This is a genomic window from Streptosporangium sp. CA-115845 (assembly GCF_050943795.1).
GTDB lineage: Bacteria > Actinomycetota > Actinomycetes > Streptosporangiales > Streptosporangiaceae > Streptosporangium.
Window position 1 is genome coordinate 3,593,394 of record NZ_CP191988.1, and the last position, 16,967, is coordinate 3,610,360.

Consider the following 16,967-nt stretch of genomic DNA (forward strand, 5'->3'; position numbering starts at 1 on the left):
ACCCCGCTGCACGCCGATGAGATGGCGCGCATGCAGGCCGACGCGATCGACGCCGTCAAGGCGGCGCGCGACCTCGAAGAACTCAAGCAGGTGCGCCTCGCGCACGCCGGTGACCGCTCACCGATCGCCCTGGCCAACCGCGAGATCGGCGCCCTGCCCCCGGCGGCCCGCGCCGAGGCGGGCAAGCGTATCGGCGGTGCCCGCAAAGCCGTCGCCGACGCTCTCGCCGAACGGCAGGCGCAGTTGGAGGCCGAGCGCGACGAGCGGGTCCTCGTCGAGGAGACCGTCGACGTCACGCTGCCCTCTGGCCGCGCCTCCAGGGGCGCCAGGCATCCGCTGACCACCCTCCAGGAGCGCATAGCCGACGCCTTCGTCGCGATGGGCTACGAGGTGGCGGAGGGCCCCGAACTGGAGGGGGAGTGGTTCAACTTCGACGCGTTGAACATCTCCGCCGACCACCCGGCGCGCTCGGAACACGACACCTTCTTCGTGGAGTCCGTCGACTCGGGCAAGGTGCTGCGCACCCAGACCTCTCCCGTCCAGATCCGGGCGCTGCTCAGCAGGGAGCTTCCGATCTATGTGATCTCGCCGGGCAAGGTGTTCCGCACCGACGAGCTTGACGCCACCCACACCCCGGTCTTCCACCAGGTCGAGGGGCTGGCGATCGACGAGGGCCTGACCATGGCCCATCTCAAGGGCACCCTCGACCGGTTCGCCGAGGTCATGTTCGGTGAGGGCATCACCACCCGGTTCCGGCCCAACTACTTCCCGTTCACCGAGCCCTCGGCCGAGATGGACCTGAAGTGCTTCGTCTGCCGCGGTGCCTCCGCGGTGCCGGGGAACCCGTCCTGCCGCACCTGCAAGTCGGAGGGCTGGATCGAGTGGGGCGGCTGCGGCATGGTCAACCCGCGGGTGCTCATCGCCTGCGGTGTCGACCCCGCCCGCTACAGCGGCTTCGCCTTCGGCATGGGCGTCGAACGCACCCTGATGTTCCGCCACAACGCCGAGGACATGCGCGACATGGTCGAGGGAGACGTCCGCTTCACGCTCCCCTTCGGAATGGAGGTCTGATGAAGGTCTCGCTTTCATGGCTGCGGGAGTACGTCGATCTCCCCGCCGTCACGGCGCACGAGATCGCCGAGAAGCTCACCGCGGCCGGGCTCAAGCTCGAGTCCGTCATCTCCTACGGCCACGACATCAAGAACGTCGTGGTGGGCGAGGTGCTCTCCATCGAGACCCTGGAGGGTTTCAAGAAGCCCATCCGCCACTGCCAGGTCGAGGCGGGGGAGGCCGCGCCTCGCGAGATCGTCTGCGGTGCGACCAACTTCGAGGCCGGCGACCGTGTCCCGGTCGCGCTGCCCGGCGCCGTGCTGCCCGGCGGGTTCGAGATCGCCTCCCGCAAGACCTACGGACGCCTGTCGGACGGCATGATCTGCTCGGAGGCGGAGCTCGGGGTGGCCGACTCCTCCCCGGGCATCCTCGTGCTGCCCGGGGACACTCCGATCGGCGCCGACGTGGTCGAGCTGCTCGGCCTGCGCGACGACGTGATCGAGCTTGAGATCACCCCGGACATCGGCTACGCGCTCTCCATCCGGGGCGTGGCCCGCGAGGCCGCCGCCGCCTTCGACTCGGCGTTCATCGACCCGGCGGACGTCTCCCCCCCCGTCGCGTCCGGTCCCGCCTACCCGGCCTCGATCGCCGACCCGTCGGCCTGTGACCGCTTCGTGCTCCGCGAGATCCGCGGGTTCGACCCGTCGGCGAGCAGCCCGCTGTGGATGCGCGCGCGGCTCACCCGCGCCGGTATGCGCCCGGTCTCGCTGGCCGTCGACGTCACCAACTACGTCATGCTGGAGCTCGGCCAGCCGCTGCACGCCTTCGACGCCGCCAGGCTGACCGGTGAGATCGTGGTGCGCAGGGCCGAACCCGGGGAGACGCTGGAGACCCTCGACCACGTGGTCCGCAAGCTCCACCCGGACGACATCCTGATCACCGACGGGTCGGGCGTGATCTCGATGGCCGGCACCATGGGCGGCCTGCACACCGAGATCTCCGACGCCTCCACCGACATCGTGATCGAGGCCGCCCACTTCTCCGCCAGCGGCATCGCGCGCATGTCGCGCCGGCACAACCTGGTCAGCGAGGCGTCCAAGCGCTTCGAGCGGGGCGTCGACCGGGAGCTTCCGCTGTACGCCTCCTGGCGTGCGGCTCAGCTTCTGGCCGAGCTGGGCGGCGGCACGATCCAGCCGGGCGTCACCCACGCCGAGGTGGAGGTCGAGCCGGTCCGTGTCGCCATCCCGAGCGGCTACCCCGGCAGGGTCGCGGGCACCGTCTACGACCGGGAGACGGTGATCCGCTGCCTGGAGCAGGTCGGCTGCGCGGTCGAGAGTTCCGCCACCGAGACCGGCGGCACCGCCGCCGACGGGATCGCCGCGAAGCTCGCGGTGACCGGCGACGACATGCTGGTGGTCACCCCACCCTCGTGGCGGCCTGACCTGACCGACCCGAACGACCTCGCCGAGGAGGTCATCCGGCTGGAGGGCTACGAGAACCTGCCCTCGATCCTGCCCGCGGCCCCCGCGGGTGCCGGTCTCACCGAGAGCCAGCGCCTGCGCCGCCGGGTCGGCCGCTCACTGGCCGCCGCCGGCTACGTCGAGATCCTCTCCTACCCGTTCAGCGGGGAGCGCGACTTCGACAACCTGCAACTGCCCGCCGACGACGCGCGCCGCCTGGCCGTACGGCTGGCCAATCCGCTCAGCGAGGACGAGCCGCTGATGCGGACCACCCTGCTGCCCGGTCTGCTCAAGACGCTGGTCCGCAACGTGGGCCGGGGTTTCGGCGATGTGGCGCTGTTCGAGACGGGCCTGGTCTACCGGCCCTCGCCGGACGCGCCCGCCGTCGCCCCCGTGCTGGGCGTCGGCCGCAGGCCGAGCCCGGAGGAGCTGGCCTCGATCGAGTCCGCGCTGCCGGCCCAGCCGCTGCGGGTCGGGGTCGTGCTGGCCGGGGAGTTCGAGCCGTCCGGCTGGTGGGGCAAGGGCAGGGGAGCCGACTGGGCGGACGCCGTCGAGGCGGCCCGGGTGGTGGCCGCCGAGGCCGGCGTCACCCTCGACGTCCGCGCGGACCGGCACGAGCCCTGGCACCCGGGCCGCTGCGCCGCGCTGTACGCCGGTGACGTGCTCGTCGGTCACGCCGGCGAGCTGCATCCGCGCGTGGTCGAGGCGTACGGCCTGCCCCCGCGCACCTGCGCGATGGAGCTGGAGCTGACCCGGCTGGAGCAGTCGCCGGTCGGCCGGTCGCAGGCGCCGGCGATCTCCGGCTACCCGGTCGCGAGCCAGGACGTCGCGCTCATCGTTGACGCGGCGACCCCGGTGGCCCCGGTGGAGGCGGCGCTGCGCGAGGGCGCGGGCGAGTTGCTGGAGTCGATCCGGCTGTTCGACGTCTACGCCGGTGCCCAGGTGGGCGAGGGCAGAAAGTCTCTCGCCTACTCCCTGCGCTTCCGGGCGGCCGACAGGACGCTCACGGTGGAGGAGACCACCGCGGCCCGTGACGCGGCCGTGGCCCTGGCCGCCGAGCGCACCGGGGCGCGGTTGCGCGGCGTCTGACCGGTCCACGAAGGGGGCTCGGGGCATGCCCCGAGCCCCCTTTTCGCTGCTTTCACGATCCGTGGTTTCGGTTCCGGACGCGTCTCCGCCCTGCGGCAGGATCCGTGGGTCGGAGCCTAGAGCCGGTCGATCTCCGTCAGATCGATGTCGATGTCGAAGGGGGCCGAGATCTTGAGCCGGTCGTGGTGGATGCCGGTGAGAACGTAGGACCGGGCGAGCGGGTCGAGCTCGTAGACGTAGACCGCGGGCCTTCCCGACTGGTTCTCGACCAGCCAGAAGTGTGCGATGCCCGCCTCGGCGTACAACGTCGGTTTGCGGTCGCGGTCGCGCCGCTCGGAGTCCGGTGAGATGACCTCCACGGCCAGCACGATGTCCTCCGCCCGGTAGAAGGTCTGTTCCGGGCTGTGCTCGGCGGAGGCGTGAATGACGCTCACGTCCGGTTCGGGCCGCTGCTGCCTGCCCAGCACGACGCTCATCTCCCGGCGCGCGCGAAGATCGGCGGGCGCGGCGTGACGGAGGGCGTCGACCAGCAGATCCACCGCTCGCATGTGAAAAGAAGCCTGAGGACTCACGAAGACCAGGCTTCCATCGATTAACTCTGTGTGTGCGGGTAATTGCGGAATGCGATCGAGATCCTCGGCGGTGAATCCCCCAGGCGGGGGGAACACCCAGTCGGGCAGCGAGGACTCCGTCATCTCGGGGCTCCGTACGTCGACCGTCATGACCTCACAGTAGCAACAGGATTCCGTTCTGTGAGGGTGGTTGCGGGTGCCTTATCCCTGGACGGGAGCGATCTCCTCGCGGCGGGCGCGCTCCCTGAGCGCGTGCTCGTCGGTGCGGGCGTCGTAGTCGCGGAACCTCGGCAGCAGCGCGGCCATCGCGGCCACCGCGCCGACGCACAGCAGACCGCCCGCGCCCAGGGAGAAGCGGGTCCCGCCGAGCTGGGCCATCAGGCCGGCCCTGGCGTTGCCCAGCATCGGGCCGCTGGTGTAGGAGAGCAGCTCGATGCCTGCCAGGCGGCCGCGGAACTCGTCGGGGATGGTCTGGTTCCAGATGGTCGAGCGGAAGACGCCGCTGATCATGTCGGCGGCCCCGGCCACGGCCAGGAGGGCGAAGATGCCCCAGATGCTGGGCATGAGCGCCGCCAGCGCCACCGCCACGCCCCACACGGCCGCCGCGACGATCACGCCGAGGCCGTGGCGGTGCACGTGCCTGGTCCAGCCGGAGGTGACCGAGGCAATCAGCGAGCCGACGGCCGAGGCGGAGAAGAAGAGCCCCAGAGCCTCGGGGGCGCCCAGCTCGTCGGCCAGGAACGGGTACAGCGCGGTGGAGAAGGCGAAGATCATCGCGGCGACGTCGACCAGGTAGGTGCCCATCAGGTCGGGGCGGCCCACGGCGTAGCGGACCCCGTCGACCAGTGACCTGATCGAGGCCGCGGGGGCGTTCTCCCGCTGCGGCTGGGCCCGCACCATCTGCAGCAGGACCAGGGAGAGCAGGAAGGTCACCACGTTGACGCCGTACGCGACGGCGACGCCGAACCAGGCCGCGATCAGGCCGCTGAGGCCCGGGGCGACGATGGCGCCCAGGTTCCACCGGAAAGCGCTGAGCGCGGCGGCCGCGGTCAGCTGGTCGTGCCTGACCACGCGGGGCAGCAGCGACTCCAGGCTGGGCCGTTGCAGGCTGCCCAGCCCGGCCGAGAGCGCACCGACCACGTACAGCACCCAGACCTGCGGCTTGGGCAGCAGCGCGTTGACGGTCAGGACCAGGACCGTGAGGCAGAGTCCCACCTCGGTGTAAAGGATGATCTTGCGCCGGTCCAGCGCGTCGGCGATCGCCCCGCCCCAGAGCCCGCACACCACCATCGGGACGAACTCGGCCACGCTGACCAGGCCGACCGCCAGATAGGAGCCGGTCAGCTCCTTCATCTGCAGCGGGACCGCGACCAGGGTCAGGAAGGTGCCGAACATCGTGACGACGCCGGAGCCGAAGAGCAGCCGGAAGTCACGGGAGTCGCGGAGCGGGCTGAGGTCCATCGTCAGGCGACGGAGCAGGGTTCTGATGGACCGGTCAGCGTTTCCTGGCACGAACAGCTAGTCTCGGCGGTGACCTGCGCGGGGGCAACTCATTTTCCGGCAGGTCACCGCCGGGTCGGGCGCGGCGGGCGTCAGGAGCCCAGGACCTCCCTGCGCAGGTGGGTTTTGAGGAGCTTGCCACCGGGGTTGCGGGGAAGTTCCGTGTCACGCACCCAGAACCTGACCGGGACCTTGAAGGGGGCGATCCGCTCGCGCAGGAAGGCCTGCAGTTCCTCGGCGGTCGCCGGGGACGACAGCCGCACCACCGCGCCGACCTCCTCGCCCAGCTCGTCATGGGGGATGCCGATCACCGCGGCGTCGTCGACCGCCGGGTGCTCGAACAGGGCGGCCTCGACCTCGGCGCAGTAGACGTTCTCGCCGCCGCGGATGACCATGTCCTTGGCCCGGTCCACGATGAACACGAACCCCTCGGAGTCCACCCTGGCCAGGTCGCCGGTGTGCAGCCAGCCGCCGACGAAGGTCTCGGCGGTGGCCTCGGGACGGTTCCAGTAGCCCAGGATGACGTTCGGTCCGCGCAGGCAGAGTTCGCCGACCGCGCCGACCGGCAGCTCGTCGCCGAGCGGATCGGAGATCTTCACCTCGACCACGGCCATCGGCAGGCCGATGCTGTCGGGCTTGGCCAGGTAGTCGGTGCCGGCGTTGTTGATGGTGAGCGCCGTGGTCTCGGTCATGCCGTACCCGTTGGAGGGGGCGCGGCTGGGCAGCTGCTCGGTGATGCGTTCCAGCAGCTTCGGCGGGGCGGGAGCGCCGCCGTACCCGAGGGCGTTGAGGCTGGAGATGTCGTACCTGTTCAGATCGGGGTGGGACAGGAGCTGCCACACGTTGGTGGGCACGCCGGTGAGCCCCGTGATCCTCTCACGCTCGATCAGCTCCAGCGCGCGACCCGGATCCCACTTGTACATCAGCACCAGGCCGCTCCCGCTGAACATGGTGGTGGTCATCACCGCGAAGCAGCCGGTGACGTGGAAGAGCGGAACGGTGAGCAGGGTGACGCGGCGCTGTCCGGCCGCCTCGCCCGGGTCCCTGCCCGCCCTGACCACGCTGCGATACATGCTGTAGGCGACGGTCATGGGCGACTGCCCGACGTTGCGGTGGCTGCCGAGCGCGCCCTTGGGGCGGCCCGTGGTGCCGGAGGTGTAGAAGATCGTTGCCGGGTCCTCGGGGGAGAGGTCGACCGGCGGCAGCGTCACGTCCGCCTTCACCGCGCCCATCACGTCCTCGAGCGAACGGGCGCCCTCGGGCACCTCGCCGCGGGTCACGATCAGCGCCGGAGGCAGGCCGGTGAGCCCGGCCGCCCGCTCGCCGTCGGCGATCAGCACCTTGGCGCCGGAGTCCGACAGGCCGTACTCCAGTTCCTGCGGGGTCCACCAGGCGTTGAGTGGAACGGCTATCGCCCCGATGGCCAGCGCGGCCGAGAAGGCGATCACCCACTCGGGGTAGTTGCGCATGGCGATGGCGACCCGGTCGCCCTTGGCCACGCCGTACTCGTCCACCAGGCGCCGTGCGAGCGTGGCCGCCCGCCTGAAGTGCTCCTCGTAGGTGATGTGCTCGCCCTCGTACGTCAGGAAGATCTTGTCGCCGTGAAACCGGCTCGTCTCGAGGAGCGCCCGGAAGTCACGGGGGGCGTGCTTCCAGGTTTTGACGGTCCCGCCGTGGCTGGGGACCTCATCCATCTCGAAAAGCTGTCCGGGACCGGTGAGCTGAGCCTGGACCTGGTCATGGGTGACAGTCATGCGTTCGCACTCCCGAAGGGTGGAAGGACCGGAGGTCGCCACGATACTGACCGGTAGGTATGCACAACAATGCCGAAACGCAAATGATTGCCCAGTCCCCGCAATCGCGAGCCAAAAAGCATGATTTTTACGACTTTTCCGCTGCTCTGGGGTATTCCGCGGGCCGGTAACCCCCACATAACCGGCTTGCATGACAATCCCTGGAGATGCATAATCTCTCTAGCAAGAGCATGAGTGAGTGTGTATGAACATGCAGAGATCAGGGGGGCCGATGAGAGCGGCGATCGCGGGTGCCAGTGGCTACGCCGGGGGTGAGCTCCTGCGCCTGCTGCTGTCCCACCCCGGCATCGAGATCGGCGCGCTGACCGCGGCCTCAAGCGCCGGCACAGCGCTCGGCGCCCACCAGCCACACCTGACCCCGCTGGCCGGCCGGATTCTGCTGGAGACCACCCCCGAGACCCTCGGCGGCCACGACCTCGTCTTCCTCGCCCTGCCGCACGGCCAGTCGGCCACCGTCGCCGAGCAACTCGGTGACGGCACCCTCGTCGTCGACTGCGGCGCCGACTTCCGGCTCGCCGACCCCGCCGCCTGGGAGCACTTCTACGGCGGAACCCACGCCGGCACCTGGCCGTACGGGCTGCCCGAACTGCCGGGCCGGCGCGAGGAACTGCGCGCGGCCTCCAGGATCGCCGTGCCCGGGTGCTACCCGACGGCGGTCACCCTGGCGATGTTCCCCGCCTTCGCCGCCGGCCTCGTCGAGCCCGACGTGGTGGTGGTGGCCGCCAGCGGCACCAGCGGAGCGGGCCGGGCGCCCAAGCCGAACCTCCTGGGCAGCGAGGTGATGGGCTCGGCCAGCACGTACGGCGTCGGCGGTGTCCACCGGCACACCCCGGAGATGGAGCAGAACCTCTCCCCGTTGGCGGGTGAGCCGGTCACCGTCTCCTTCACCCCCGTGCTGGCGCCGATGAGCCGCGGCATCCTCGCCACCTGCAGCGCGCCCGCCAGAGCGGGCCTCACCCCGGCGGTCCTGCGCGAGGCGTACGAGGTCGCCACCAAGGACGAGCCGTTCCTGCGGCTGCTCCCCGAGGGCCAGTGGCCCGCGACCTCGATGACTCTCGGAGCCAACACCGCCGCCCTCCAGGTGGTCCTGGACGAGCGTGCGGGCCGCGTCGTCGCCGTCGTCGCCATCGACAACCTGACCAAGGGAACGGCGGGCGGGGCCATCCAGAGCGCCAACCTCGCCCTCGGCCTGCCGGAAGAGCTAGGCCTTCCTCTCAATGGAGTCGCCCCATGAGCGTGACCGCCCCCCTCGGCTTCCGGGCGGCGGGTGTCGCCGCCGGAATCAAGTCCGGTGCCGCCCGCGACCTGGCACTGATCGTCAACGACGGCCCCTCTCGCGCCGCGGCGGGAGTCTTCACGGCCAACCGGGTGAAGGCCGCGCCCGTCCTGTGGTCCGCGCAGGTGCTGTCCGGAGGCCGGGTCCACGCGGTGGTCCTCAACTCCGGCGGCGCCAACGCCTGCACCGGGCCGCTGGGTTTCCAGGACACCCATGCCACCGCGGAGAAGGTCGCCGAGGCGCTGGGAGACTCGGCCGGCGAGATCGCGGTCTGCTCCACCGGTCTGATCGGTGAGCGCCTGCCGATGGAACCGCTGCTGGCGGGGGTCGATCTCGCGGTCTCACAGCTCGCCAGGGATGGCGGACTGGCCGCCGCCGACGCCATCCGCACCACCGACACCGTCTCGAAGATCTCCTTCAGGAAGGGCGCCGGCGGCTACATGGTCGGCGGCATGGCCAAGGGCGCGGGCATGCTCGCCCCGGGCCTCGCCACCATGCTCTCGGTGATCACCACCGATGCCGACCTGCCCGCCGAACGGCTCGACGAGGTGCTCCGCAAGGTGACGCGGGTCACCTTCGACCGGCTCGACGCCGACGGTTGCATGTCCACCAACGACACGGTGCTGCTGCTGGCCAGCGGCGCCTCCGGTATCACTCCCGACCTCGCCGAGTTCGAGCAGGTCCTCCTCGCGGTCTGCGCCGACCTCGCCCGCCAGCTGCTGCTGGACGCCGAGGGCGCCTCCAAGGCGATCGCCATCGAGGTCGTCGGTGCCGTCTCCGAGGAGGACGCGGTCACCGTCGGCCGTACCGTCTCCCGGTCGAACCTCCTCAAGTGCGCCATCCACGGAGAGGACCCCAACTGGGGCCGGGTGCTGTCGGCCGTCGGCACCACCGACGCCGTCTTCGAGGCCGACCGGCTCAACGTGGCCATCAACGGCATCTGGATCTGCCGGGGTGGTGCCGCGGGCGACGACCGCTCCAAGGTCGACCTCACCTCACGCGATGTGACGATCACCATCGACCTGTCGGCGGGCCCGCACTCGGCGACGATCCACACCACCGACCTCACCGCCGAGTACGTCCACGAGAACTCGGCGTACTCCTCATGAGGCGGACCGAGGCCCTGGCGAAGGTCACCACGCTGATCGAGGCGCTGCCCTGGCTCGCCAGCTTCCACGGTGCGACCGTCGTCATCAAGTACGGCGGCAACGCGATGACCGAGGAGCACCTGCGCGAGAAGTTCGCCGCCGATGTCGTCTTCCTGCGCTACGCCGGGCTCAGGCCGGTGATCGTGCACGGGGGAGGCCCGCAGATCAACGCCCACCTCGACCTGCTCGGCATCGAGTCCACCTTCACCGCCGGGCTCAGGGTCACCACCCCCGAGGCCATGCGGGTCGTCAGGATGGTCCTCGTCGGCCAGGTCAACCGCGACGTGGTCGGTCTGATCAACAGGCACGGGCCGTTCGCCATCGGCATGTCCGGCGAGGACGCCCACCTGTTCACCGCCGTGCGCAAGCACGCCGTCGTCGACGGCGCCAGTGTCGACATCGGCCAGGTCGGCGACATCGTCAACGTCGAGGCCGGAGCCGTGCGGGCGCTGCTGGAGGACGGGCGGATCCCGGTGATCTCATCGGTCGCGCGCAGTGAGGACGGCACCGTCTACAACGTCAACGCCGACACCGCCGCCGCCGCGCTCGCCGTGGCGCTCCAGGCGTCCAAGCTGATCGTCCTGACCGATGTCGAGGGCCTGTACCGTGACTGGAGCCCCGACGCCGTTGACAACGAGGTCATCGACGAGCTGTCCGCCACCGAGCTGGAGAAGCTCCTGCCGACCCTGTCCAGTGGCATGATCCCCAAGATGGAGGCGTGCCTGACCGCCGTCCAGGGGGGCGTGCCGCAGGCCCACGTACTCGACGGCAGGGTGCCCCACTCGGTGCTGCTGGAGATCTTCACGGACAAGGGCATAGGAACCATGGTGCTGCCGGACGCCCCCGCGGCGACGGCCACCGCCCAGCTGAAGGGGAACGACACGTGAGCCCGCAGGAAAGTCCCGCCGCAGAGGCGCTCACCGCGCGCTTCGAGGCCGCCTTCATGGCCAACTACGGGGTGCCCCCGGTGGCACTGGCCCGAGGCGAGGGCACGAGGGTCTGGGACGTCGACGGCCGCGAGTATCTCGACCTGATCGGCGGCATCGCGGTCAGCTCGCTCGGCCACGCCCACCCGGCGCTGGTGGAGGCCGTCTCCAGGCAGGTCGCCACCCTCGCCCACACCAGCAACCTCTTCCTGCACGAGCCCGAGGTGCTGCTCGCCGAGCGCCTGCTCAGCCTGCTCGGCGCCCCCGCCAGGGTGTTCTTCACCAACTCCGGCACCGAGGCCAACGAGGCCGCGCTGAAGCTCGCCATCAAGTACGGCAAGTCGAACGGCCGCACCTACTTCGTGGCCGCCGAGAACGCCTTCCACGGCCGGACCCTCGGCGCGCTCGCCCTGACCGGCAAACCCTCCATCCGTGACCAGTTCGGACCTTTCCCGATCGATGTTCGTTTCGTGCCGTACGGTGACGCCGACGCGCTCAAGAGCGCGGTGACCGGCGAGTGCGCCGCGGTCTTCCTCGAACCCACCCAGGGGGAGGCGGGGGTCGTGCCCCCGCCCGAGGGCTACTTCACGGCGGCCAGGGAGATCTGCGACGCCGCAGGCGCGCTGCTGGTCGCGGACGAGATCCAGTCGGCGATCGGCCGCACCGGGCACTGGTTCGCCCACCAGCACGAAGGCATCCTGCCCGACGTGCTCACCCTGGCCAAGGGCCTCGGCGGAGGCATGCCGATCGGCGCCTGCGTCGGCTTCGGCGCGGCGGCCACGGTTTTCGCCCAGGGCGACCACGGGTCCACCTTCGGTGGCAACCCCGTCTCGACCGCCGCGGCGCTCGCCGTGCTCGACACGATTGACACCGACGGCCTGCTGGAGCACGTGCGTACCGTCGGGGCCGAACTCGCCGACGGCATCGCCGCGATCGACCACCCGCTGCTCGCCGGTGTCCGGGGCAGGGGCCTGTGGCTGGCCGTTCTGCTGACCGACGACCGCTCCGCCCACTTCCAGACCGCCGCGCGGCGAGCCGGTTTCCTGGTCAACGCCCTCCAGCCCCACGCGGTGCGGCTCGCACCCCCGCTGGTGATCACTTCCGCTCAGGTCGCCGCCTTCGTGGCCGCGCTCCCAGCGATCCTCGACGAGGCCGTCGATGCCCAGTAACCTCTCCGCGCAGGCGCCCGTCAGGCACTTCCTGAAGGACGACGACCTCTCGTCCGCCGAGCAGGCCCAGGTGCTCGACCTGGCCGAGGCCATGAAGAAGGACCGCTACGGCTACCGCCCCTTCGAGGGCCCGCAGACCGTCGCCGTCCTCTTCGACAAGCCGTCCACCCGCACCCGGGTCTCCTTCGCCGTCGGCATCGGGGAGCTCGGCGGCCTGCCCCTGATCGTCGACGCAGGCTCCTCCCAGATGGGCCGGGGTGAGTCGATCGAGGACACCGCCCGGGTCCTGGAGCGTCAGGTGAGCGCCATCGTGTGGCGTACCTCGGGCCAGGACAGGGTCGAGTCCATGGCCACGGCCTCCTCGGTGCCGGTGATCAACGCCCTCACCGACGAGTTCCACCCCTGCCAGATCCTCGCGGACCTGCAGACCGTCAGGGAGCACTTCGGCAGGACCGCCGGACTCACCCTGGCCTACTTCGGGGACGGCGCCAACAACATGGCCCACTCCTACCTGCTCGGCGGTGCCGTCGCCGGCATGCACGTGCGGGTCGCCGCCCCCGCCGGGTACCTGCCGGACCCGAAGATTCTCCGGCGGGCCGCCAGGGTCGCCGAGGAGACCGGAGGATCGGTCACCGTGCTCACCGACCCGGCCGAGGCCGCCGCGGGCGCGGATGTCCTCGCCACCGACACCTGGGTCTCCATGGGCCAGGACGGCAAGGAACAGCGGGTCGCCGACCTCATGCCCTACCAGGTCAACGCCGCGCTGGTGGACCGCGCGGCGCCCGGCGCCATCGTCCTGCACTGCCTGCCCGCCTACCGCGAGCTGGAGATCTCCGCCGAGGTCCTCGACGGCCCGCGGAGCCTGGTGTGGGACCAGGCCGAGAACCGGCTGCACGCCCAGAAGGCCCTGCTGTACTGGTTGATCTCGATGAGCGGTCCGGACGCGCCCGGGGGCGGGGTGGTCGCGTGACGATCCCGATGACCAAGGTCGCCCGTCAGGCCAGGATCGCCGACCTGCTGCAGCGGCAGCCCGTCAGATCCCAGCCGGAGCTGGCCAAGCTCCTGCTGGAGAGCGGGGTCGAGGTCACCCAGGCCACCCTCTCCCGGGACCTGGACGAGCTCGGCGCGCTCAAGCTGCGCGCCGAGGACGGCTCCCTGGTCTACGCCCTGCCCGGTGAGGGCGGCGGCCGGATAAGGCTGGCCAGGCTCGGCACCGGCGAGTCCCCGGCCGCCCGGCTCAGCCGGCTCGCCGAGGAGCTTCTCGTCTCGGCCGAGGCCTCCGCCAACCTGGTCATCGTCCGCACGCCACCGGGCGCCGCGCAGTTCCTCGCCTCCGCCATCGACCACGCCGACTGGGAGTCCATCCTCGGCACGGTCGCCGGAGACGACACGATCCTCGTCATCAGCCGTGACCCGGTGGGCGGGGCAGCGGTCGCCGAGGGGCTGCTCAGGCACGCCGACCGACGTGTTTAGCCTGCTCAGCCGGGCGATCCCGGCACCATCTGAGACCTGTGACGAACGAATAACTTGGAGAGATCAATCATGACCGACCGGGTCGTACTCGCCTTCTCAGGCGGCCTCGACACCTCCGTGGCCATCCCCTTCCTCGCCGAGAAGACCGGCGCCGAGGTGATCGCGGTCGCCGTCGACGTCGGCCAGGGCGGCGAGGACATGGAGATCATCCGCAAGCGGGCCATCGACTGCGGCGCCGTGGAGTCCGTCGTCGTGGACGCCCGCGAGGAGTTCGCCGCCGACTTCTGCGTGCCCGCCCTGCAGGCCAACGCCCTCTACATGGACCGCTATCCGCTGGTCTCCGCCCTGTCGCGGCCGCTGATCGTCAAGCACCTGGCCGCCGCGGCCAAGGAGTTCGGCGGCACCCACGTCTCGCACGGCTGCACCGGCAAGGGCAACGACCAGGTCCGGTTCGAGGCCGGCCTGGCCGCGCTCTTCCCCGAGCTCAAGGTCATCGCCCCGGCCCGCGACTACGCGTGGACCCGGGACAAGGCGATCGCCTACGCCGAGGAGAAGAGCCTGCCGATCGAGACCACCAAGAAGAACCCCTACTCGATCGACCAGAACATCTGGGGCCGGGCCGTCGAGACGGGCTTCCTTGAGGACATCTGGAACGGCCCCATCGAGGACGTCTACTCCTACACCGCCGACCCCGCCCAGTCGCGCGAGGCCGACGAGGTCATCATCAGCTTCGTCAAGGGCGTCCCGGTGGCGCTGGACGGGCGGCACCTGACCCCGTTCCAGGTCATCGCCGAGCTGAACCAGCGCGCGGGCGCCCAGGGCGTCGGCCGCCTCGACATGGTCGAGGACCGGCTCGTCGGTATCAAGTCCCGCGAGGTATACGAGGCACCGGGCGCCATCGCTCTGATCACCGCGCACATGGAGCTGGAGAACGTCACGGTCGAGCGCGACCTGGCCAGGTTCAAGCGGTCGGTGGACCAGCGCTGGGGCGAGCTCGTCTACGACGGCCTCTGGTTCTCCCCCCTCAAGAAGGCCCTGGACGTCTTCATCGCCGAGGCTCAGGAGCACGTCACCGGCGAGATCCGGATGACCCTGCACGGCGGCCGGGCCACGGTCACGGGCCGGCGCTCGGAGGCGTCGCTGTACGACTTCAACCTCGCCACCTACGACACCGGCGACACTTTCGACCAGTCTCTCGCCAAGGGCTTCGTCGAGCTGTGGAGCCTTCCCTCCAAGATTGCCTCCGCCCGGGACGCCCGGTTGGGCTGAGTGGGCTAAGGTCGCGGATTGAATGGGGAGGGAGAACAACGGTGACTGATGGTGGCAAGCCGATGCGGCTGTGGGGCGGCCGGTTCGAAGGAGGTCCGGCCGACGCGCTGACCAGGCTCTCTGTGAGCGTGCACTTCGACTGGCGGCTGGTGCCGTACGATCTGCTGGCCTCGCGCGCGCACGCCCGGGTGCTGCACCGCGCGAACCTGCTGACCGATGACGAGCTGGCACGCATGCTCGGCGCCCTGGACGACCTGGAGCGAGCCTGCAAGGAGGGCGAGTTCCGGCCGACCGTCGCCGACGAGGACGTCCACACCGCGCTGGAGCGCGGCCTGCTGGAACGTCTCGGCACGCTCGGCGGCAAGCTCAGAGCCGGCCGCAGCCGCAACGACCAGGTCGCCACCGATCTGCGGCTCTACCTCCGCGATCACGTCAGGCATATCGTGTCCCGGCTGGTGGAGCTGGAGACCGCGCTGATGAGCCAGGCAGAGGAGCACGCCGAGACGGCGGCCCCGGGCATGACCCACCTGCAGCACGCCCAGCCGGTCTCCTTCGGCCACCAGCTCCTGGCGCACGTACACGCCTTCGCCCGCGACATCGAGCGACTGCGCGACTGGGACAGGCGCGCGGCCGTCTCCCCGCTCGGCTCCGGGGCGCTGGCCGGGTCCTCCCTGCCGCTCGACCCGCAGGCCGTGGCCAGGGAACTCGGCTTCGACTCCGCCGCGCCCAACTCGATGGACGCGGTCGCCGACCGAGACTTCGCCGCCGAGTTCCTGTTCGACGCGGCGATGATCGGCGTGCACCTGTCCCGGCTGGGCGAGGAGATCGTCCTGTGGGCCTCGCAGGAGTTCCGCTGGATCGAGATGGACGACGCCTACTCCACCGGCTCGTCGATCATGCCGCAGAAGAAGAACCCCGACGTGGCCGAGCTCGCCCGGGGCAAGAGCGGCCGCCTCATCGGCAACCTGATGTCGCTGCTGACGACGCTCAAGGGTCTGCCGCTGACCTACAACCGGGACCTGCAGGAGGACAAGGAGCCGGTGTTCGACTCCGTCGACAGCCTGCTGCTCGTTCTTCCCGCCATGGCCGGGCTTGTCGCGACCATGCGCGTCAACACCGCCAAGCTGGAGACCTCGGCCCCAGACGGGTTCGCGCTGGCCACCGACCTGGCCGAGCTGCTGGTCCGCAGGGGCGTCGCCTTCCGCGAGGCCCACGAGGCGGTCGGGCACCTGGTCGTCTGGTGCCAGGTCAACGACAAGGACTTCGACGAGCTCACCGACGACGAACTGGCCAAGGTCTCGCCGCACTTCACGCCTGACTCCCGCGAGGTTCTCTCGGTGCCGGGCGCACTGGCCGCCCGCAAGGCGCACGGCGGTACGGCGCCGGACCGGGTCCGCGACCAGCTCGTCGCGCTCCGCGAGATCGTTGACGACCAGGCGGCCTGGGCGATCGGGAACTGATGCCCGCCGAAGAGCACGGCGGGCACTCGCTCGCCGCGCCCGCGCCGCTGGCGCGCGACTTCTTCGACCGGCCCGCCCACGAGATCGCTCCGGATCTGCTGGGACGAGTACTCGTGCACGGGCCGGTCGCGCTGCGTCTCACCGAGGTCGAGGCGTACGGCCTGCCGGGCGAGGATCCCGCGTCGCACACCTACCGGGGCCGGACGCCGCGCAACGCGGTGATGTTCGGCCCACCGGGCCACCTGTACGTCTACTTCACATACGGCATGCATTTCTGCGCCAACCTCACGTGCCTTCCCGAGGGGACGGGGTCCGGGATACTGCTCAGGGCCGGAGAGGTGATCTCCGGTATCGGGACCGCCATGGCCCGCCGGAGAACGGGAAGCACCCGTGCCGTCCGGGACGTCGATCTGGCCAGAGGGCCGGCACGTCTGGCCGTGGCGCTCGGTTTCACCCTGGAGCACAACGGACTCGATGTCTGCGCCCCGGGATCGCTCTCCGTGATCGAGGGGGAACCCGTCGTGGCCAGGTCCGTCAGGTCGGGGCCGCGCACCGGGGTCTCGTCGGGGAAGGAGACGCCCTGGCGTTTCTGGATCGACGGCGACCCCACCGTCTCGCCCCATCGCCCGCACGTGCCGCGCCGCCGGTAGGCCACCCGTGCGCTCCTCCTCGCTTCCCCGCTGGTCGACTCGCGTTCGAGGAGGGTTTCGAGTGGCGCGACGGTGCCGCGATCGGGCAGGGTGTACGAGAGCGCTAAATGT

Annotated in this window: 14 protein-coding genes; 11 read left to right on the forward strand and 3 right to left on the reverse strand. The window is 70.6% G+C overall.

Annotated features, from left to right (window positions below; genetic code table 11):
• Positions 1 to 21: 21 nt before the first annotated feature.
• Both pheS and pheT read left to right on the forward strand, forming a co-directional pair.
• Entirely contained in the window at positions 22 to 1,071 is a 1,050-nt protein-coding gene (pheS, locus tag ACQP0P_RS18510; RefSeq protein ID WP_350956993.1) for a phenylalanine--tRNA ligase subunit alpha, read from the forward strand.
• Positions 1,071 to 3,599, forward strand: a complete 2,529-nt coding sequence (gene pheT / locus ACQP0P_RS18515) for a phenylalanine--tRNA ligase subunit beta (protein ID WP_433378272.1) — start codon at positions 1,071 to 1,073, stop codon at positions 3,597 to 3,599. The genes pheS and pheT overlap by 1 nt, the downstream gene beginning before the upstream one ends.
• 116 nt (positions 3,600 to 3,715) lie before the next feature.
• Here pheT and ACQP0P_RS18520 read toward each other — a convergent pair whose 3' ends face one another.
• From ACQP0P_RS18520 to ACQP0P_RS18530, 3 genes are all read right to left on the reverse strand, one after another.
• Positions 3,716 to 4,294 (reverse strand): Uma2 family endonuclease, encoded by a 579-nt coding sequence (locus ACQP0P_RS18520; protein ID WP_433381958.1) that lies wholly within the window; start codon positions 4,292 to 4,294, stop codon positions 3,716 to 3,718.
• Between the two features lie 78 nt (positions 4,295 to 4,372).
• Positions 4,373 to 5,683, reverse strand: coding sequence for an MFS transporter (locus ACQP0P_RS18525; RefSeq protein WP_433378275.1), 1,311 nt, complete (start codon positions 5,681 to 5,683; stop codon positions 4,373 to 4,375).
• 80 nt (positions 5,684 to 5,763) lie between these two features.
• Complete coding sequence (locus ACQP0P_RS18530; protein ID WP_433378278.1) at positions 5,764 to 7,425, reverse strand: class I adenylate-forming enzyme family protein; 1,662 nt, start codon at positions 7,423 to 7,425, stop codon at positions 5,764 to 5,766.
• Positions 7,426 to 7,696: 271 nt separating this feature from the next.
• On the opposite strand from ACQP0P_RS18530, the gene argC reads away from it, so the two are divergent.
• The 9 genes from argC (at position 7,697) to ACQP0P_RS18575 (ending at position 16,856) form a co-directional block, all read left to right on the forward strand.
• A complete protein-coding gene (argC, locus tag ACQP0P_RS18535) occupies positions 7,697 to 8,719 on the forward strand; it encodes an N-acetyl-gamma-glutamyl-phosphate reductase (protein ID WP_433378281.1) in 1,023 nt (340 codons plus the stop codon).
• The gene (argJ, locus tag ACQP0P_RS18540; protein WP_433378284.1) at positions 8,716 to 9,870 is read left to right on the forward strand and encodes a bifunctional glutamate N-acetyltransferase/amino-acid acetyltransferase ArgJ; all 1,155 of its coding nucleotides are present in this window, start codon (positions 8,716 to 8,718) and stop codon (positions 9,868 to 9,870) included. The genes argC and argJ overlap by 4 nt, the downstream gene beginning before the upstream one ends.
• Positions 9,867 to 10,796, forward strand: coding sequence for an acetylglutamate kinase (argB, locus tag ACQP0P_RS18545; protein ID WP_433378287.1), 930 nt, complete (start codon positions 9,867 to 9,869; stop codon positions 10,794 to 10,796). The genes argJ and argB overlap by 4 nt, the downstream gene beginning before the upstream one ends.
• A 56-nt stretch (positions 10,797 to 10,852) precedes the next feature.
• Positions 10,853 to 12,004, forward strand: coding sequence for an acetylornithine transaminase (locus ACQP0P_RS18550; protein ID WP_433381961.1), 1,152 nt, complete (start codon positions 10,853 to 10,855; stop codon positions 12,002 to 12,004).
• Positions 11,994 to 12,974 carry an ornithine carbamoyltransferase gene (gene argF, locus ACQP0P_RS18555; RefSeq protein ID WP_433378290.1) on the forward strand — a complete coding sequence of 327 codons (981 nt, stop codon included), beginning with the start codon at positions 11,994 to 11,996 and terminating at the stop codon, positions 12,972 to 12,974. Before ACQP0P_RS18550 ends, argF begins: the two co-directional genes overlap by 11 nt.
• A gap of 8 nt (positions 12,975 to 12,982) precedes the next feature.
• Positions 12,983 to 13,477, forward strand: coding sequence for an arginine repressor (locus ACQP0P_RS18560; protein ID WP_433381964.1), 495 nt, complete (start codon positions 12,983 to 12,985; stop codon positions 13,475 to 13,477).
• 69 nt (positions 13,478 to 13,546) lie between these two features.
• Positions 13,547 to 14,746 (forward strand): argininosuccinate synthase, encoded by a 1,200-nt coding sequence (locus ACQP0P_RS18565; RefSeq protein ID WP_433378293.1) that lies wholly within the window; start codon positions 13,547 to 13,549, stop codon positions 14,744 to 14,746.
• 41 nt (positions 14,747 to 14,787) lie between these two features.
• Entirely contained in the window at positions 14,788 to 16,206 is a 1,419-nt protein-coding gene (argH, locus tag ACQP0P_RS18570; protein WP_433378296.1) for an argininosuccinate lyase, read from the forward strand.
• Complete coding sequence (locus ACQP0P_RS18575; protein ID WP_433378299.1) at positions 16,206 to 16,856, forward strand: DNA-3-methyladenine glycosylase; 651 nt, start codon at positions 16,206 to 16,208, stop codon at positions 16,854 to 16,856. Before argH ends, ACQP0P_RS18575 begins: the two co-directional genes overlap by 1 nt.
• Positions 16,857 to 16,967 lie beyond the last annotated feature (111 nt).